At 46.3% G+C, this 18,698-nt stretch carries 12 protein-coding genes; 1 reads left to right on the top strand and 11 read right to left on the bottom strand.

The features are described from left to right. Nucleotides 1–2: 2 nt before the first annotated feature. The 6 genes from ACMGGR_RS12675 to ACMGGR_RS12650 form a co-directional block, all read right to left on the bottom strand. Nucleotides 3–5,543: a DEAD/DEAH box helicase gene (locus ACMGGR_RS12675; RefSeq protein WP_217331640.1), complete on the bottom strand. Its 5,541-nt coding sequence runs from the start codon at nucleotides 5,541–5,543 to the stop codon at nucleotides 3–5. A gap of 15 nt (nucleotides 5,544–5,558) precedes the next feature. Next, nucleotides 5,559–6,623 carry a hypothetical protein gene (locus ACMGGR_RS12670; protein ID WP_217331639.1) on the bottom strand — a complete coding sequence of 355 codons (1,065 nt, stop codon included), beginning with the start codon at nucleotides 6,621–6,623 and terminating at the stop codon, nucleotides 5,559–5,561. Continuing rightward, entirely contained in the window at nucleotides 6,620–9,445 is a 2,826-nt protein-coding gene (locus ACMGGR_RS12665; protein ID WP_414147016.1) for a hypothetical protein, read from the bottom strand. Before ACMGGR_RS12665 ends, ACMGGR_RS12670 begins: the two co-directional genes overlap by 4 nt. Before the next feature lie 20 nt (nucleotides 9,446–9,465). Next, nucleotides 9,466–10,686 (bottom strand): Druantia anti-phage system protein DruA, encoded by a 1,221-nt coding sequence (locus ACMGGR_RS12660; protein ID WP_217331637.1) that lies wholly within the window; start codon nucleotides 10,684–10,686, stop codon nucleotides 9,466–9,468. Between the two features lie 258 nt (nucleotides 10,687–10,944). Further along, nucleotides 10,945–11,283 (bottom strand): type II toxin-antitoxin system RnlB family antitoxin, encoded by a 339-nt coding sequence (locus ACMGGR_RS12655; RefSeq protein ID WP_217331636.1) that lies wholly within the window; start codon nucleotides 11,281–11,283, stop codon nucleotides 10,945–10,947. A gap of 5 nt (nucleotides 11,284–11,288) precedes the next feature. Continuing rightward, nucleotides 11,289–12,362 carry a type II toxin-antitoxin system RnlA family toxin gene (locus ACMGGR_RS12650; protein ID WP_414147015.1) on the bottom strand — a complete coding sequence of 358 codons (1,074 nt, stop codon included), beginning with the start codon at nucleotides 12,360–12,362 and terminating at the stop codon, nucleotides 11,289–11,291. A gap of 792 nt (nucleotides 12,363–13,154) precedes the next feature. Between ACMGGR_RS12650 and ACMGGR_RS12645 the strand changes: the two genes are divergently transcribed. Beyond that, entirely contained in the window at nucleotides 13,155–14,099 is a 945-nt protein-coding gene (locus ACMGGR_RS12645; protein ID WP_414147014.1) for an ArdC family protein, read from the top strand. A 151-nt stretch (nucleotides 14,100–14,250) separates the two neighbouring features. Here the strand turns inward: ACMGGR_RS12645 and ACMGGR_RS12640 are convergent, their stop codons facing one another. The 5 genes from ACMGGR_RS12640 to ACMGGR_RS12620 form a co-directional block, all read right to left on the bottom strand. Beyond that, the gene (locus ACMGGR_RS12640) at nucleotides 14,251–14,538 is read right to left on the bottom strand and encodes a hypothetical protein (protein ID WP_414147013.1); all 288 of its coding nucleotides are present in this window, start codon (nucleotides 14,536–14,538) and stop codon (nucleotides 14,251–14,253) included. 107 nt (nucleotides 14,539–14,645) lie between these two features. Further along, nucleotides 14,646–15,392, bottom strand: a complete 747-nt coding sequence (gene mobC / locus ACMGGR_RS12635; protein WP_414148958.1) for a MobC family replication-relaxation protein — start codon at nucleotides 15,390–15,392, stop codon at nucleotides 14,646–14,648. Nucleotides 15,393–15,403: 11 nt separating this feature from the next. After that, a complete protein-coding gene (locus tag ACMGGR_RS12630) occupies nucleotides 15,404–17,278 on the bottom strand; it encodes a type IV secretory system conjugative DNA transfer family protein (RefSeq protein WP_414147012.1) in 1,875 nt (624 codons plus the stop codon). 747 nt (nucleotides 17,279–18,025) lie between these two features. Then, nucleotides 18,026–18,331 (bottom strand): hypothetical protein, encoded by a 306-nt coding sequence (locus ACMGGR_RS12625; protein ID WP_147198631.1) that lies wholly within the window; start codon nucleotides 18,329–18,331, stop codon nucleotides 18,026–18,028. Nucleotides 18,332–18,349: 18 nt separating this feature from the next. Next, complete coding sequence (locus tag ACMGGR_RS12620; RefSeq protein WP_147198630.1) at nucleotides 18,350–18,649, bottom strand: TrbM/KikA/MpfK family conjugal transfer protein; 300 nt, start codon at nucleotides 18,647–18,649, stop codon at nucleotides 18,350–18,352. Between the last annotated feature and the right edge of the window lie 49 nt (nucleotides 18,650–18,698).

The following is an 18,698-nucleotide window of genomic DNA, read 5'->3' as shown; positions in this document are numbered from 1 at the left end:
TCTTATCTCAGTTTTCCTCTAAGTTGCAAACTTGCCTCAGGTAAATGTCTCCGAATGACAAGGTCATCAGCACACTCCATTTTTGCTTTTCCTTCAATACTTAATTTCTGGAGTTTATGTTCTGTCGGGATAGCTGGGGCCAATGGCGAACTGAGTGATATCCAAGTTTCTGCGCCCGTGGCTAAGCGTGTAGCAACAATTGGAATTACTATGCTTCCAGCTTCAGTGTCATACTTTTGAACTTTACGAGAGAAAGAAAAATCGTTTCCATACTGTCGAATCAGGTCGTGAGCGAGAAGATCAAGTGATCGTCGAGTTCGCTCGTCAGGATAAGATGGATATCCACCATCAAACGCATGTTCAATAAACTGAATACCGAGTTTGCGATCTAGAAGCGCGTGGTCCATGCGGTTTCTGAAACTCTGCAGGCAGCGATAGCAGGATGTGTCACAGTTTTCTGGACAATTTGCTAGCAAGTTCCTGGCATGTTCAAACAATTCTCTTGCCCGATTGACAAGTTCGGTCGAAAATCCAGCTCCGCCTGCCAATGTGTCGTATAGGAATATTTCAACTTCGTTACCGCTTGCTCCTTTTTCTGTCAACGCTGGGCGGTATTCGGCTAGAACTTCCCCCGGTTCAATATCGAGCGTTTGACACGCTGCTTTGGCTAGAGCTTCACATAGCGTTCTAAGTACAGAATCAGCTTCTATACTGCCGGGTAACAACCGGAATGGCTCTATTAGCGGGAATGAAAATAATGCAATGTCAGTTTTAAAATCAGTTCCGAGAATGACGTGACGTTTTGCCGCTCCTCCTTGGCATGGGCGGCCTTCTTCACTGCGAAATGGTGTTGCGTGGGGTTGGGAAAGTATTTCCTCGGGAGCCGCCGATGATTCGATTCGACCACAGGCAAGACAGTAATCGTAACCATCTTTATCGATGCCTGTATTTGATACCAAAAGAAATTCTTTCGCTTTAAAAGCACGTACCCGTTCGGATACTTGAATCCAGCCCTTGTCAGGTTTAGGAGTTTGCATAACTAACTTGGCTCGTGTCGCCCTAGCGGTCTCGTTTGGTGAATCTGGCTCAGTTTCCGGCGGAGTGTCTATTGGGTGGGCAAATCCGACAGGGCGGAACCAGACTCTTGCAGGCCCAAAAGAGTTGCGGGTGCTGCAGGCTGGGCACGTTTCTGTCGTATTCTCCCGTTCTTTTAGGTAATCGTCAGTTCTAGCATGTGAGCAATTGCTGCATTCGAAATAGAGTTTTCGTTTTCCCCAAGCATTTCGTCGGTCGGCTGGATAAGGAGAATATATAGCTTTGGAAGTATACTGTTTTCCGTTTATCCAGAGTTGCTTGTTTGGTGCATATTGAGATAGAGCCAGTGCAAGTCCCTGAGTAGGTGCATAATCAATAACCGATTTGAACGTGGTTGATTTCTGTTGATTTAAAACGTGAAACGCCACAACATCGGTTGGAAATGCATAGCGGGGAACTACTCCTCGGTAAAGGAGGCGGTCAAGTAGTTTATCCGTAGCGGGATCAACAATACGAGCGTTGTCGTCCGACTCGATCACCATCTCATTCTGGGTTAGGTCACCACTGTCGTTCTTACTCTCTTTTAGGGGGGCGTCGACGACTTCCCCTTGTGGCTGAATAAAATCTATGGCTTCGTCAATAGTTGTTGTCGCGTCAACCATCATTTCAGTAATCAAACTATGGCGATCTTCTGGCGACAACTCGGTGGGGAGCCAGCGATCAGCCGCACTAGCGAGATCATTTTTATTATCTTCTAGCCATTTAGCGAAATCATAACGGTTGAGCAAAGACCCCTGTGTCTTGAAATCACCAACTTTGCCCAAAACGGAAAATAAATTAGGATCGGCACCAGGTATTAGTCCAGGAATACGGTCTTCATGGTAGCGCTGAAGAAGGTAGGCGCGAAGATGACGTCGTGTAATCTCCGGATTTTCTAATGTGAGTCTGGGATCAATAACATTACCCCGTATCATTTCCTCAGGATCGGTAAAATAGTGTTCGTCATGGCTGTCCGCGCTGCCAAAAGCTACGACAGTGGCAACAGCATTAGCACGTCGGCCAGCACGACCAGCGCGCTGCTGATAATTGGCTCTGGTTGGCGGCATATTTCGAAGCGCCACGCCGGAAAGATCACCGATATCAATACCTACTTCCATAGTTGTCGTGCTTGAAAGCACGTCAATAGCAGGTTCACCCGGACGATCTTTATTTCTCCAGGCGACATCTATGTCCTGGAATCTTATTTCATGTTGCTCTGCGTGAGAGAAAGCTTGTTCCGGCTGCGCTGCACCAAGTTGGGCTGTGTGCTCTGCTGCAATTATGGTCATTAGTTGGGGGTCTTCAACATCAAGCGCTAAAGCGATAGGGTCGCGGTAAAAACCACGACGTGCCTTATAAACATCATCTAAATCAGGATCAAAGTTGCTCACATCTGAACTATCGCAGTCAATGCATTTATTTATATTGCCAACTGGACGATGAACAGATTTGCAACTGTTACATCTCCGCCACTGGCCATTCAAGTGAAGAGAAAGCTTTGAAGCAAGTAGCCTGTGGCCACCCCCACTTGTTTGCTCTGTGAAAGTGGTCATAAGAGTAGGGAGCCACTGCTTTTTGAATATTGATTTCGACTCCTTCAATACAAGAACTCGGTTCATGGCAGTAAATACTCCCTGATGTGACCTTATTCGGTCATTCCACCAAGAGTCAGGCATGTCAGAAAACCAGATCCCGGGGTCCAGCGTCCAGCATCGTAGCCAAGCTCTGCAGACTGTCAATTTTGCCTCATCGGTTTCGGCAACTCCTGGTAGGTCGGGAAGTTTTACAATCTTAGATGAGATGTGAGGGGGCTCACCAATAGTGGCGATCGCCAAAGCTTCTAGATCAAGTCCCATGTTCGTATGCTTAACCGTATCTGAGATGGCTTGCATAAGACGCTGCGGACAGCGGGACAACGAACTGAAGAGTTGAAATAGCTCAATACCTGAAGGGGACTGCCCTGGGCTTGGTCCTTCAACCTCTGAGAGTGATTCGGCCTCACCAAGTTGGGGCCTTAGTCGAACTCCTAACTTATGGGCAGCCACTAAAACTGATAAGTACCCATGGTTGAGTGCAAGAGTTTTGGAGAAGTCGGGATCTTGGCTAAGAATTTTGTAACCTAACGGAAGGAGCGCACGCACAGCATCACGTAAGGAATAGTTCTGAAGTGTGCCAGCCAAACGAGCGGCCACTTGGCGGGAATCTGAGAAGATGAGAACCTTACGTCCACGCAGTGGTGCAAAGGAAGTTGATTGCTGTGGGCCCGGAGGTTGTATTCTTAGTTGTGACCCCAGCAAAGCCTGAAATGGTTGATCGCCCTTGGTTTGATGATCCTGAACGCTTGATTGCCCATGACCAGCCATTTGGTTACAACATGCACAAGGAGCGAATTGCCCAGGACGCGCGCCGCGGGTTGTATCTTTAGAGTCACCTGATGAGTGCTTAGAAGGAGCAAGAAAGACAGTTCGATATTTCTCTCCTAGAATATCTGGATTGAGTTGGCCCGATATAAGATCATAGTAAGCGGCTTTAGCTTTATCATCTGATGATGGTTCTTCGATAAGAAGATCAAGAGGATGAAGAGCCTCTAGAAGCCCTGAAGCTGTCTCAATTCTTTCACCTTCTTTGGACCATAAATAGCGTGGTTGCCTAACATCATTTGTATAGGCCCTTGCATAAGAAGTACCGCAGTGACGGCAAGTATAATATTCCAAAACTGGAGCGCCGCAACTGCATCGCTCGTGAGGCTGAGAAAATAGCCTGCCAGCAGGGCTTCGCCTGTCGCTGGGAGCATCGGGGCAATTGGGATCCATACATATCCATAAGCCTGGAAGTCCACGGAAGAATGAATGTATTCGGCATGGTAGAAGGCTAGGTTCGCTTTGTGTTTTTTTTGCGCGGCTACCAAATGCGAGCAATACCGTGGTGGCTTTATCCAAAAGATCCGATGAGATTGTATCGTCAAAGATGATTGCCGGCAGTTGAGAAAGCGATACCGCAGCAGTCATGGTTTTATTTACTAGGCGATTGAATGGCGCGTAGTCGCACAGTGCCCGATAGAGTTTAGCGTCCACATCTCCTTCATCTTTTACAGGCACTCCTCGAAACTCCAGAAAGTTCTCAATCGCTGCCAATTGTTGATTCTGGTCTTCTGAATAGAACTGCTCAAGGTTAACTGTGGCGAGAGTGCTTGCATCGGCCATTAATCCCTGGTTTTCAGGAGAGCGTAGCTGTAGTTCTCCTACTATTGACACGAATGATTCGGCCGGAGCTCCGGAAAGCTGCGCTCCGAATACGCCCGCAGTCTTTTTACCTTGCTCACTGAAGCTAGCAGTCGAGCATATGATTTGGAACCTCTCGGCAGGTATACCAAGACGTTCTCTTAGCCTGCGTATCAATAATCCGACTTCAGCACCTTGTGCTCCCCTGTAGAGATGAGCTTCGTCAAGTACAACAAGAAATTTTTCATCCGGACAAGCATTTAACCATTCTTTAGTTGCATCAAAAATGCCTCGCTCAATGGGACGCATCATCATGTATTCAAGCATCGAATAGTTGGTGATTAGAAGGTCGGGCGGAGATGTATGAACTTCATGACGCGTAATTAGTTCTGCATCGTGTGGACGGCAAATTCCTCGCTTCGCCCAAGGTACTGGGGCTTTCCCCAACCAGTCGGAAATACTTTCTTTGGAAGGCCATTTTCCTCGTATTTTTAGGGTATTAAAAAGTTCAGAAGCTCGCATTTCCTCCTCGTCGGAGGGTAATTGTTCATGTCGCCTTTTCGCATCCTCAATCTCGCCGAAAAATTCACCAATGGATGCTAGTCGTTTGCTATCTTTACTCGGTGTACGGAGTCCTGCATACGGTGTACGGCTTGTATAACGTGCGAACAGTGCAGGACGATTCGCCCATTTTTCAAATAGAGTGATGGTCTGAGAGGCACCGAACATTGTTCGTAAGCGACTTAGTTGGTCGTTGACGAGCGCGTTCATAGGATAAAGGACTAATGCACGAACAGCGTTATATTTTTTAAAACGTTCCGGGTGTTCACGGGCTTCGATTGCGAACTTCCCTAATATTGGTAAGAGGAAAGATTCAGTTTTGCCGGACCCTGTTCCCGTCATAATCATAAGATTCCGATTATTATTGAGAGTCTCTTGCAATGCCTCTAATTGATGGGTATAGGGGGCATTGTAGATCACTGGCTTTCCTGAGCTTGTGTCGGAAAGAACTCTCAACGCTTCGAGTGCTGCTGGTGGCAAACTATCAATCTGAGTATAGGGGCAGGCGCTTTTATAGCGGGGCGTTGATTCCAAGTATGGAGCCTGATAGATGCCGCCGATCTGATTTAAGAGTTCACGACGTTGTCTGACTATGGAGGGGTGACCGATGTGATATGTAGCCTCGATATAATGCGTCAGACTCTGTCGTAATTCGTCAATTGTTTGTTGGATTGTGGCTGTTTTCATTTAGTTCTCCTATCACTAATCCCGAGTGAGCCAGAGTGTTTCCTCCAGCCAACGAAGTTCTTCTTCGCTATTCTGTAAAGGCAGTATAAATTCCATCAAGGCGCGATGTGGCTTTAAACGTTTACCAACCAGACTAAGACGCCTAATCGCCCAAGAAGGAAGAGGGGATGTAAAAGACATCACAGTCATCTCCTTTTCATAAACAACTCTGACCTGTTGTGGAGAGTCAGAAAGTGCATCCATAGCAGCCAGTAGTCGCCAGGCTTCATCACAATCTCGAAAGCGCGCATCTTCTGAATGAATATCAACGAAGCGTTGGACTAATCCGTCCCGAATTTCGGCAACGCACCACAGTCTTTCACCGTAGCGTTGCGGGCGTCGGGCAATATAAACTCCAGCATGTTGTTCGTTAAGTGGCTGCCATCTGCCTTTATAGTATGAAGTGGCTTTGCTAATACCAATTATCTCAAAATTCTCGATTTTTTCCGGGTTTATATCGTTGGGGAGTCTGCTAATCCAAGATTTTACAAGTTTGTCGGCTGTAATCGAAACTGGTGCACGTAGCCATGTAATCATGGGTAACTCAATGAGCCCGAGATCGATAAGTGTTTGCCGACATGTTTGCGTATTGCTTGGTGTGAGTGTTCTTAGACCACTCGAGTAATAAACGAGATTAAAGTCATTTACCTGTGGTGGAGTGACATCATCACCAGCAACCCCCACTATAATGAACGTCCCATCGCTTCGAAGCACAAACGCCGGTGGAGCAGGGCGCAAAACGAGGTTCGTTTCCCCCGCGATTTCGTCCCGCATTTCAAGAAGATCACCCATGTTGACAAGATCGTCAATAATATCGCAGATGAGTGTCTTTAAGTTTTCAGGCTCGTCAGATAATGGACTTAGGGAATTCATTACGAGTGAGCATACCGTTCGAATTGAACAAGGAGCTCCAATGAAAACGGTTCTCCGCAACGCTTGAGCGATTAATACATTATCAAGTTTTTGCATGTCAGGAAGTCCTAATGAGCGAGATGAATACTTTAGGCAATCAGCACGGCTAAGTATTTTAATGTCGTTCATAAGACCTCCGTCTTAGAGCTCATATTCTGGCTATGGGCCACTAGACGCGCAAAATACGCTCCGCGGATTAGTGCAGAGTTTTTCCGTAGCATATCGAATGCATCTGGTGATGCGAGGTCTGAGGGTTTCACGGCATGCGGTTGAAATGCCAATTTCAGCGCAAGACGATAGAGGATGTCTGTTTCCGGAATTTTATAAGCATGAGCCAGTCGAAAAAATTCGAGTTCAGCAGCTTCTGCATCATTATCATATTGCCAATCTTGCGCGCTCAACAAGCCTGAAGCGAATCCTTGCGAATAATAAACTCGCCTATAAAGAAATCCAATATCCCTTTTACCAGTTTGAACCTTGTTTATATCTTCGGCCCAGTCATTGCCGCATAAATATCGTTCAAGCTCTTTTTCTAGTGTGAGAATAGCGTTGCGCCGAGCTAAAAAAGCCATTGGTCCTATCAACCTCCGGGCTCTCCGCCAATATTCCAAAGCATTGATGATGGTTAGCGGCTGTGGTTCTCCTTCGGACACATGGGTCAGAATATTCAGATTTCGAAAATCAGAAATTTGCCGCTGAGAAGCCATAGCAATCACTTCGTAAGTTTGATCATTGATGCTTGCAACAAATAAACCGCCCTTACCGTTAAGTTCTAGTCCGGACAGAGCCTGTTCATAGTCCACTTCGTGAAAAATATCAACAGCGTTGAAATCATATCTCTTTACAGAAGGCAGTCTTTTTTCCTCTGTATCATCGGTGAGTCGGATAGTACGTTTGTCTAAACGTAACCACCGTAAAGGTTCTGCTTTCTTGTCGAATCGCACGCTCTCTACGCCATATTCGTCCAACGATATGAGCAATTCTATACACGCGGAACGATCAATATTTTCAATGTGGTTGTCTGCAGTCAGTTTCTGTACGATAAGTTTAGACATTCTCTCATCGTCAACAGGAGCCTTGTAATTGCCAATCGGCTCTATATGAAAAAGCGTACCGTCTGCGTTAAAGAAACGACTTTCCAGTTTAATAATACGCCCGGCAGGAGCCATACACCGCAGGGTGGCTGCGTGGTCAAAAAACTGCTCTAATGTGGCTCCTGGCGGCTCAAGCTTGAGGCTAACCCCTGCTTTTCGGGATACAGTTTTTTGCCAAGGCGTTGCCAAACGCACTCTAATGAGGATTTCTTCGTTTATTATGTTGCTGCCGGTAGCAACGCCGAGCGCAGATAAAGACACATAATACAAGCCTATTGGAAGCTTACCGAGCGAAATGAACGTTTTTCCGTTGGGTTCCGGACGCAGATGTATAGGAGGATGTTTATTAATTATGATCTGTAATTCGTCGGCTTCAACATCCGATACTAGGTAAAACATGACAACTTCCGTGTCAAGAAACTCCAACGTGTCATCTACATTGTTCCATCGGGCAGTCAAACCTATTGATTCGGCTCGTATGCCTAGCTTATATCCAAGCCCAATCGACGATAATGCTGCTATTCTTCCAGTATCTACTTTCGTAGGAATTGAAAATTCCCAAACGTCGGCGCCAGTTGTCTCTGACTGAATAGGAGTGAGCGCAAGACTATCGATAACTTCAGTGGGCACTGTATTCGAACAGACAAGTAAATAAGCTTGATTTGCTTTTACGTGCCGTCCCGTGACTTCAACAGCCGTACCATCTGAACGTACCTTTAGTAGTCGTAAAGCTGTTGCAGGGAAAAGCAGCCTTTCCCGCAAAGAGTCTGTAACTTTTTCTAAAGGGCTATCGAATTCGAAAACAGAATGATTATCAGTTGGATATGCCGAGAGTGTTTCTTCTGTGCTTCCGGTGTAAGAAAATAATGCTCGACCCGGCATCCATGTATTGCCCTCACCATAATAACGAAAGCGCATATGAGAGTGCTCTAAATCAAGCGGGGATAGACCGGCCTGACGAAGAGATGTTGCAATGTCGGGAATTACGAGACTTAGGCTCCACTCGGTTAAACCTCTTTGCCGTGCAATTAGCCGAGTTTTTACTGGACAACTTTTCGAGAGAGTTACGTTTTCTTGGATGTTTTTAGAAGAAGATATAGAGCCTGTACTATACGAATTGACGAAACGAGCCTCACGGAGTACTCGTCTTACTTCCTTTAAGCGAGTACCAAATGAACCAAGCTTATCGAAGTCGTCTATGATGCGACTCAATGTGCTTTTCTCTATTGGGGAGGTAACATCAACGACATCTTCAAGACGCATTGCCATCACAATTCGTGCTGTTAGATTTTTTTGTTGTAAGAAACCTTCGAACCGAGATGAACCACCATGATATTCATCGCTTAGTAGTTCACCTATTTCTTCTAATGTAAGCTCCCCACTTCTAGTCAGTAAATGGCGAAGGTTGTATAGGTGATCGGCAAAAAAACGTTGTAGATATCTTGGCAGAATGGCTTGCGTGATTGGCCAAGAAATAATAGGGAACTGCTGCGCCCATGATCCAGTAGGGGTAATACCATTAAAATCAGTAGTAAATCGTCTATACCATATGCGAATTTGATCACGGTCTCCAAACTTAGGCCAGGAGGGAAATGCTATAGCAAAGGAATCCCAATATTCGGTTCCGTCATATGTGTAACCTATCTCAGCAGCGGCAGCGATCCATACCAGCCAAAAAGTGCGAGTAGCACGTTTTGTTGTATTCAAGTTGGCATTGAGAAGCGATCGAGCATTAGAAATCTCTGCTTCGTTCAGACCATGCTCGATCGCATAAACGGGATAATTTTCGGTAGTCCGCAGTTCACATAATCGAGAATAATGTTGGTATAGCCTCTCTTGAAGTTCTGCTAGATTCACTTCTCTTCCTCCCAACTCCCTTAGGCAATTTTATTAGTTATTACGTCCAGTTTTAATCCTTTAATTAGTAGAGATATATCGTCCCGACTCCAGTTCTTATAATAACCCTGCCTCAGAGCTCGTGGTTCAATCCATCTCTTACGCGCTAATTCAGATATTTCATCAATAGTTTTTAAGGTTGAAAGGTCGGGCGTACCTTTACCAGTCGCGAGAATTTCTTTTGAATTTTCAGCGAACTGACAGAAAAACACCTCTCTTTGGATTCCATGACGTAAAACAGCTTGGTTAATCCCGAGTTTTTTTAGGGCAGCTTTAATAGTTCTGAGCCGCCAATTTGAGCCTTCGCCAAAGCAATGTTGATCTGCATACGGGTGCTCAGCGAGCCGAAGATATTCACGCATCTCCCCAAATAACTCGTCGGTAATATGAAAATGCCCCCAGCCGACGGTATAACCGATTGGTTCAAAATAACGTATGTTATCTAGCTTCAGCCGGTTATAAAGTGATGAACGGCCCATGGAGGAACTAGTTGTTACTGCTAGTAAGTGAGCGTATTTATCTTTACCAGAAATAATGCCTGTTGTTGAACCATAGTTTCGTAGGAAATCGTCATAAACTTCTCGTGAGCGGATTAAACAGGCAATCGCTTTTCCGCCTAAAAGCATATTGTAGGGGGGAACCGCTCCAAGAACGTAAGCATCAAGTATGTTAACTAGCCGACTGGACCGATCATTAGATGTCCATCCGATTAAATTATCACGTACAGATAAGTTAAAAACTGGATCTCCTAATGCAAATATTCCAGCAAGTCGATCATGCCCTCTGTCCCACACGAGGTATCGCATGCGGCGACCATAACCATTTGATACCGGAACAGACCAAGTTAAAGATGCTGCTCTAAAGAGTCTGGATTCGAACGAATTCGCAGAGACTTTTATCAATGATAAGCGAATCTTAGTTGGATCAATCTCATTTCCGTTTGCGAAATATGGTATGGCACTTGGTAAGAATTCAGATATAAATTGGTCAGAGGAGCGTAGACGTTCTTCACGTTGAGCGCTGTGCAGTTGACGGATTGATTCTTTTCCTGACTCAGGACGAATTAGTGTTCCATCCGGCCCTTTTTGAAACCCCAACCGTGTGAAATGTGAGCGTATTTTGCGTTTTAAGCTAGCCTCTGGGGTAAAGGCTTGTGCTACTGGGGCTTTCTCCCCATTGCTCTTACACTTAACTGATTTCAATGCCTTACCTTAATCTTCTAATTCAGTTAGTTATTGCATAGTTTATAATATTTGCAGGTTAGTTTCATCACAATGGAGATAAAATTTTTCTTACTTCAATGATTTTAGCATTGCTCTTCTGGTTGGGGTATTGATTAGCGGACTCACATAAAAGATTTAATAATCTGTGTTTCGCTATTGTATTGAAAATGATATGTTTTATTGATTTTTGTAAGTACTGAAGAATCTATGCGAGGTGATACGGAAAAAGCGGTTGGATTAGTGTGTGAACTTTTCGATCTCAGTGGATGATAGTACGCTCCCAAGTAGAAATGTCTGGTCTTGTTTAGCAAAAGCATCCTGTTCATTTTTGATACTTGGATTTACATTGGACTCAAGCACGAACGAGCAACGGACAAATTTTCTATTGGTAAATTTCATAGATGCAAAACGGTTCTCTGCCAAGCCATTTACAGCTAACAGATCAAACAGCACTACACCCTCAAAACCAAGTTGCTCGAGTTCAATTGCCAGCCCATTTAATTGACGCAAAGGGTGAAAATCTGCTGTGGCAGTTATAACAGCTATTTCACCAATAATACGTATTTTTTTAATCATAATTTTTACATTCTCGCTGTATATAAGCTATCGATCGCGGAATATGTATTCTTAGATAAACTAATTGCCTTATCAAGGGTATCAATCATGCGACTGCCGTCTGCAAACTCTTCCATATGGAACAGTGTATGACGATGTTTTCTATAGAATGTATAGCCGTTATTCAAAGCATCCTGCATACCTACATTTCTAACCATTGCAATGTATTGAGGTTTTAAAGTGCATAACCCACGGTTGACATCAAAAAAGTCGCCAAAACCATGTTCTGCTTCTTCAACAGACATATTGTAAATGCACATCTGCTCTTTTAGCACTCCTTCGAGAGCCCGTAGGTCCGGATAGAGTAATAAACAATAATCTGGTAACTGCGGTGAGGCTAATTTCACACAACAGCTAGAGATTAGCAGTTTTTTTACTGATTCAGGTAAGAGTTCATAGCTTCTGGGAAATGCCGTTTTTATATAGTCATCGGCCATCTCCTTTCTAACTATCTCAGCGCTACTGTCATCTTTACGATATAAGACTTGTTCTAATCCTTTGAGATCCAGTAAATCTGTTAGCATGAAAATAACACGACGATAACATGACAAGGGTTTGCCCTGTATTTGTAAAACTCTTGTCCGTCGATGGTGAGTGAGAGTTAATTGGTCTTGATGTGCGATGCTTTTCAGCGTTACCTGCTTACAGAAATCCTCATCACGTAAAAGGTTGATTTCAATATCACCAACCTCCAGAACGCATTCTAATATAGGGTCAAATGATTCTGCAGTTATTCCTTTCAATGAATAATTGATGTTTTCAAATTCTGCTGGGTCGATTGTATCTCTTAGATATGAAGCAAGTGCTTCACCAACTGGTTGATTTTTACCTAATTTCCATTGAATAGTAGTTGTACCCGTATGGTTGAGGTGAAAATCAACAGTTGAGAATTCCGACCCAGTAGAACCAAAAACCACCCTTTTCCTTTTGGGAAATATTTGTATATCTCCATCAAGCTGATAGCCATGAGTATCCAGAAAGTTCTGGATATTGAGATCAAGGTTTTCTCGGTTTAAATTCAGATCTCTGTAGTCAACCACGATTTTTTACACCCCTGATCTCAATTATTAGTAATCTTTTAACACGAGATTATAACACAACTTTCAAATTAAGTCATGCTTTAAGAAGTGATGATGGCGAAGATTGGTTTTTCACCAAAATCATAGTTTTTAGATTCTTAAACGGAAGAGTGGAGTCGACTCGGTGAAGGCATTTTTTTAAATGCAAAGTGGAGGTGGGATATAGTGAAGACTCAAGCCATACGCGTTCATGCGGAATGGAATAGTTTTTAAGGGAATGTAATTAATCAGATGAGAAATATTAAAATTAGGGGTAATATAAATAATACCATATAAATCTGGTTGTAATTTTAAATTGATCATATCTAACTGATAATTTGAAATTTCAAGGTTACTTACGACCAACTAATAAAATATTTTCACATTCTAGAACACCTGTAAAAGGCTAGTTGTGAAGAATTTTAACTACAGACCATTATTTCCTCCTTAGGAGCAATATATTAGTCTCTGCCAGTTATACTTATACAATATCCCAAACCCCAAACCCCAAACCCCAAACCCCAACCCCCAACCCCCAAACCCATTTCATTGCTGCTACTAAGGGGCGCTAAGCCTGGTTATGCATTGGAAAGTATTTTCTCCTAAGTGCTTTCCGTCCTCCATATCTGCTTCCGGCTAATCGTTTCCCAACACAACCCGTTCCGCAAGGGTAAATGGGCACGCATTCTGCGCCCTTGCGGGCCGGAACGATGTCGGGAAAGCGAACCGTCAGGCGATACGAAGACGAAAATCACACACTGACGGAGAAAAACCATGACGATTTCCCTGCATACCCAGACTAGCGCCCCTAACACCGCAGCGGCGACCAGCGTATCCCCGCTGGACCCGTCAGGCTCCTCAAAAACGAAATTTTCCCAAACCAAAACTGATATTTATCAGACCGTCACTGACAGCATCATTTCTGCGCTAGAAGCAGGCGTTAAGCCGTGGTCCTGCCCGTGGCAATGTGTACCGGGCATGTCAGGATTACCTTCAAATTACGCGACTGGTGCTGCTTACAGTGGAGTGAACATTATGTTGTTGTGGAGCAGTGCGTCCGAGCAGGGATTCAGTGATTCACGTTGGATGACTTACAAACAGGCGCAAGCGGAAGGCGGGCAGGTGCGTAAAGGGGAACACGGCACTACCGCCATTTTCTATACCACGCTGGAAAAGGAAAATGACGACGGAGAAACTGACTATATCCCAATGCTGAAGACGTTCACCGTGTTTAATGTTGAGCAAATTGATGGTTTGCCTCTGAGTGACGAAGCCGTTTTCCCGGCAGAGACCTTTGAGCCGTTACCGCAGGTGGAAGCGCTTTTCCGTAACAGTGGTGCAACCATCATTGAGAAGGGACAAAACGCCTTTTTTGCACCGTCAACCGATGAAATACGTTTACCTGAACGTTGTCTTTTTACCGATGCGGCCAATTTCTACGCTACCGGCCTACATGAGCTGGTTCACTGGAGCGGGGCAGAAAGTCGGCTGAACCGTGAAATGAAAGGGAAGTTTGGCAGTGAGGGGTATGCGTTTGAGGAGTTGATCGCCGAACTGGGAAGCGCGTTCCTGACGGCGGATCTGGGGATCGCTGGAGAGGTGCAGCATGAAAGCTATATCGCTTCCTGGCTGAAAGCACTGAAGAACGACAAACGCTATATTTTCAAGGCCGCTAGTGCAGCATCCAAAGCGCATCGTTATTTGATGGATAAAATCTAAGCAGGAAAGAGCTGCAAAGGAATGCGGCTATAGGCTTAACCAGTAACGCTGTAGAGACATGAGTGAGGCGGAGCGCAGCCAGGCGAGCACCGAACAGTCATGTTTCTACAGTGGAATAAAGCAAGTCACACGGACAGGGCTGAATGGGCAGCTATTCTCGGTTACCAGCAACTGCCTGAAGCGCAAGTAGCCGCTGTTCCAGGCTATCCAGTCTTCCTTCGAGATCATGGCTCTGCTGCTCAATATCTTCCATAGTTTCTGACAGAACATCACGTAGCAGCACAAAATTAGCATGTAGGGCATACACAAAATCGTGGCCGCGAACCAGTAATGCTTCGCGCGGTAAGTCGTGCAATGCGGAATGCGTCATCCACGTGACCAGCGCTTTGGCGCTCATTTCAGTCAGTACGTCAGCAAGTCGGTCAGTTTCTCTGTTCATTCTGGAGTCCTGTCTGTTCTAATGTGGTGTGAGTATTTCGAGGGGGATTATTTCAGGTCGTTGTGCTGCTGGTTGGGTGGGTTGGAACTGTAAGTGATAGAGAAGAACTATATGCCGTGGTCAACATCGAGCCGTTGCAGCTCGTCGAGCGTGTAGATGCGAAAGACATTCCGGTGGCGGGGTTCCAGCGGAATGTGTTGATGGTTAACGATGACGTGCCGGATGCTGTCAAAGAGCCGTTCAAGGCCGCGCTTTTTCTGCGGATCCGGCACAATATAAAAAACGTAAATCCAGTCTTTACGGGTCCGGGCCAGTAAATGGCTGGCGATGATTGACTGGTATCGGGCTTTGGTTTTCAGACGACGCTCGGTCTCAATGGCGATCACGGTGCCGCCGGGCAGAGTGATCAGCCCGTCCGGGCGATGACCGACCTGATACCGGCTGAGGAAGGTTGTGCGGTCGCCATTTATCCACCCGGATGCGCCTTTTTGCTCAAGGATGATCCGGGCTACCTGATTATCAAGGTGATGTTCCAACGTCCAGCCGGTGATTTTTGAAGGCTCAAACCGCGCCGGGAAAAGCGCATCGTCGGGTGTTAATACAACGGCCAGTCCGTCACTGGTTATGCCCCACAATGAAATCTTCATGGTGCGCGATACCAGGACATGCTTTTGTATTAACCCCATGTCCTCGACTTTTGAAAGCAGGGAATACATCGATTTATGATCCCGGAAGCCGAACAGCAGCATCAGTGTTTTAAAGTCACTGTACGTTTCCTCCTTCAGAAAATTCAGAAGTCGTTGTATTTTTTCGCGGTGCCGCGTCTGACGTTCGCTGTATGCGGTGATAAGCATCATTCCCCCTACTAAAAATCCAGTAATGACGGGTTTTCCTCTTTACCGGTATTCGGTGTTGTCGTGTCTTTTTCGCCCTTCTCATCAAAAAAAAGATCGGATCGAGTTACTGTGATATCCGGCGTTGATGCGGGTCCGGGGGAAGTTTCCTCCTCGCTAAAATCCAGGGTGATGTTTACCGTTGCGGCGGTGGCGGCAATTGCGGGCGACACGGCACTGATCTCCAGTTCGCGTTTTTTCACCCTGATGGGCGATATCAGCGAAGCAGCCGGGAGTGCTTTTGTCGTAAAGATGAAGCTGACAAAATCGGGTAAGTTCAGGATCATATTGCTGTCGGTAAAGAAACGCTCGGCCTGCCTGATGGTGCGTTCATCATCGATAGTCTCTGTCAGTACGGCATCGGTTTTCGCTTTGCGGACCTCATCATCGACTAATATGGTGCCTGACATCCTGGCTACCCATTCCGCGGTGTCCGGGTCCATGACACGGTAAACCAGTTTGAATTTGGCGTTCTCAACCACCGCACCGACAACGGCGTCACCTTTCAAATCTGCCGGGCAGTCTTTTAAATCGGCAATCGACTGGTGGTCCATAATAATATGCACGCCTTTATCGCGTGCCGCGCCTAAACCTTCCAGCGCGGGCCTGGATAAATGGTATTTCAGTTCGGAAAGATAAATAGCAATGGGGCGGGGCACGTATTTCACTCGCTCGCGCCTTTCTGCCAACTGGTACAGGCGAACCAGCAGCATACGCTGCGCGGTAATGATTTTGCTGTTGCGCATTGAACCAATCACATAACAGCAACCGCCTTCCTCAAATATCGTATTAAGTGAAAATCCGGTGGGGGCATTAATGGCATTGAGCAAGGCCAGCTCCTCAATTTTCCCGAAAAAGGCTTTTATCTTATCGGTAATACCCTGAACATAGTCGCCGTTATACACATCCCGAATGGTTGAGGCAGTATTACGGGTGACAAATTGTGCGGCTATCCGGGCGGCTTTCCGGTCGTCAATGCGGTAAAAGTCCGACTCCTGACCTTTTTCTGCCAGGCTGAACCCGGCAACAAAAAGCTCTTCCAGTTCATCGGCGGTGATCTCTTCAATCAGGTTTAACTGGTATTGGGGTTTACGCAGGTCAATCAGGGCAAAAGGTTTGCCTGCATCCTCACAGGCCTTGCGGTAAAGGTGGGGTGCCCATTCATCATCCTTCGGGTCCATCACAAATACGCCTTCACCAGCCAGAATACTTTGATAAAGTAATATCCCGGTGGCCACCCCTTTACCGGCGCCGGTGGTGCCGATAATATCCGCGTGTTGTTTTCGCCAGTCTTTTAATGGCAGGTACATCGGCTGAATATCGCGGTCCATGCCGATAAAAATACCCTTGTTGAGGTCGATATAATCCAGCGGGTCATAATGCAGTGTTTCCGGCAGCAGGGATTTCACCGTGCGGACATCGGTGCGTAATTCCCGTTCAAGCGTGGTTTTTCTGACGAGGCGCTTCTTTATTTTGTCTAATTCAGGGGTTAATACCCTGCGCAGCAGAATATGCAAAATAAAACCCGTTACGGTAAAAGTAATCAGCACCGGCCATGCCAGAACGGGAATGCTGGTGACTATACGGCCTGTATAAAGCCACTGGAAAATCCAGATAACAACCGGGGCCATCGTACCGGAAAGAAAACACAGCATGGAAAAAGCCATAATCAGCTTTTGCCATAACGGGGCTTTTTGCCGTTCATCGCTTTTCATCGACGCGAAAAACGGCATCGTCAGCCCCGATAACAGCGCCAGCATCAACTGATGCTGTTGCATAAAAGCGATGAAGCTCAGCGCGCCATTCACTATCGGCGACAGTGACATGGCCAGCTTATTCAAAATCACATTGCCTCCTTCGTCAGCAGTTCGCCCCATGACATCGCCCCATCAATTCGCCCCACGGTGTCGGGCGAAAAGGCGGGGCGAGCGTATGGGGCAAAGAAGGTGGCCGCGTTGCGGCCATGTGCAGGAAAGCATGCTTGCCTGCCCGAACGGCGTGCGCCAGTACAGGCGGGCTGGACGCCCTTATTGCCTGTCACATGGGGGTAATGTCGCGGCTGGACGCCGTGCCAAAACCCCCGACGTCAACGGCGGCACACCGTCGCCCGCTACGCGCGACCACCCCCTTTAAGACGGTCGCTTTCGCCTTTTTCTTCCCTTTGCTCGTGCCTCGCAGCGGGAATAAAAGGGAAGCTGACCTTTAAAGAGGGTGGTCGCGCCACGCTACCGGCTTTTGGCCGGAGACTTAGCCGCGACGGTGTGCGGGGCGATGCCCCCCAAATAAACCGCTGTCGTGGGCGACAGCTTTTCGCTCGCTGGGGCGGCGAAATTTATTCGGCTCCCCCCGGCCGGCAAAATCCGCGTGGGCGCGGCTGTTTGCCGGTGAGGCGCGGTGCCTGAACTATTTTCGCGCCTTAACCCGCGAAAATAATTCTGTCCACTGCCTCATTTTTACGGCCCGCATTTCTTCACTCCTTAGTCCGCGAAAAATGTGCTGGGCCGTAAAAACCTGAAAACCGCCACGCCTTTAGCCGGACTCGGCTAAAAAATTCCGGCGCTATAGGAGACCTGCGAATAAAATTAAGGCAGGGGTTAATAGTGGCTCTCTTGGATTTCCCTGATGATGTCGGAATAACACTGACGACTTTCTTTAATGCTGATTTCATCCAGCGTAAATCCTCGCCGGTTAGCTTCTTCTGTCAGCGTTATTCTGTCGGTGCCGTTCAGCGTTTGCAGTAATTGCAATAACCAGCATATAACACGGTAGTGATAAATTTCATAATAAAGGCCGCATCCACGCATCGCCTCATTTTCAATGTGCTCAATAACACAGGCTGCGCTAATGGAATCTCCGCGCTGATGTGTCCAGGGATGCTTAATAAAACCCGGTTTGGTCATAAAAATTACCTCCGCTAATTATCCATGCATGTGGCCAAATTTATTGATAATCTGGCTGATAATTGCCGGGTCTGCCGAATCACACTCAAGTAAGAACGATTTTCTGGCATCGGCAGTATGGTCCGGCAGAAAACCGTGCTTGTTCTTTTTGACGATATTAAAAAATGTGCGTTCAGCAGAATGGCATTCATTGCCGCCGTTCCCGGTGGCTTTACCGTACATGCATAACACCACTTCACAGGCGTCAGCGGCCATGACGGAGGTGGAATATGATGCCATAATGCAGAGTAATAATGCGGAGGATATTTCTTTTTTCATTTCGGTCACCTTCATATTAAAAATAGTGTTGCGTAATTTGATAAGTTAT

This window comes from Erwinia sp. BNK-24-b, assembly GCF_047456155.1.
Taxonomy (GTDB): domain Bacteria; phylum Pseudomonadota; class Gammaproteobacteria; order Enterobacterales; family Enterobacteriaceae; genus Erwinia; species Erwinia phyllosphaerae.
This window is presented reverse-complemented; position numbering and strand designations above follow the sequence as displayed.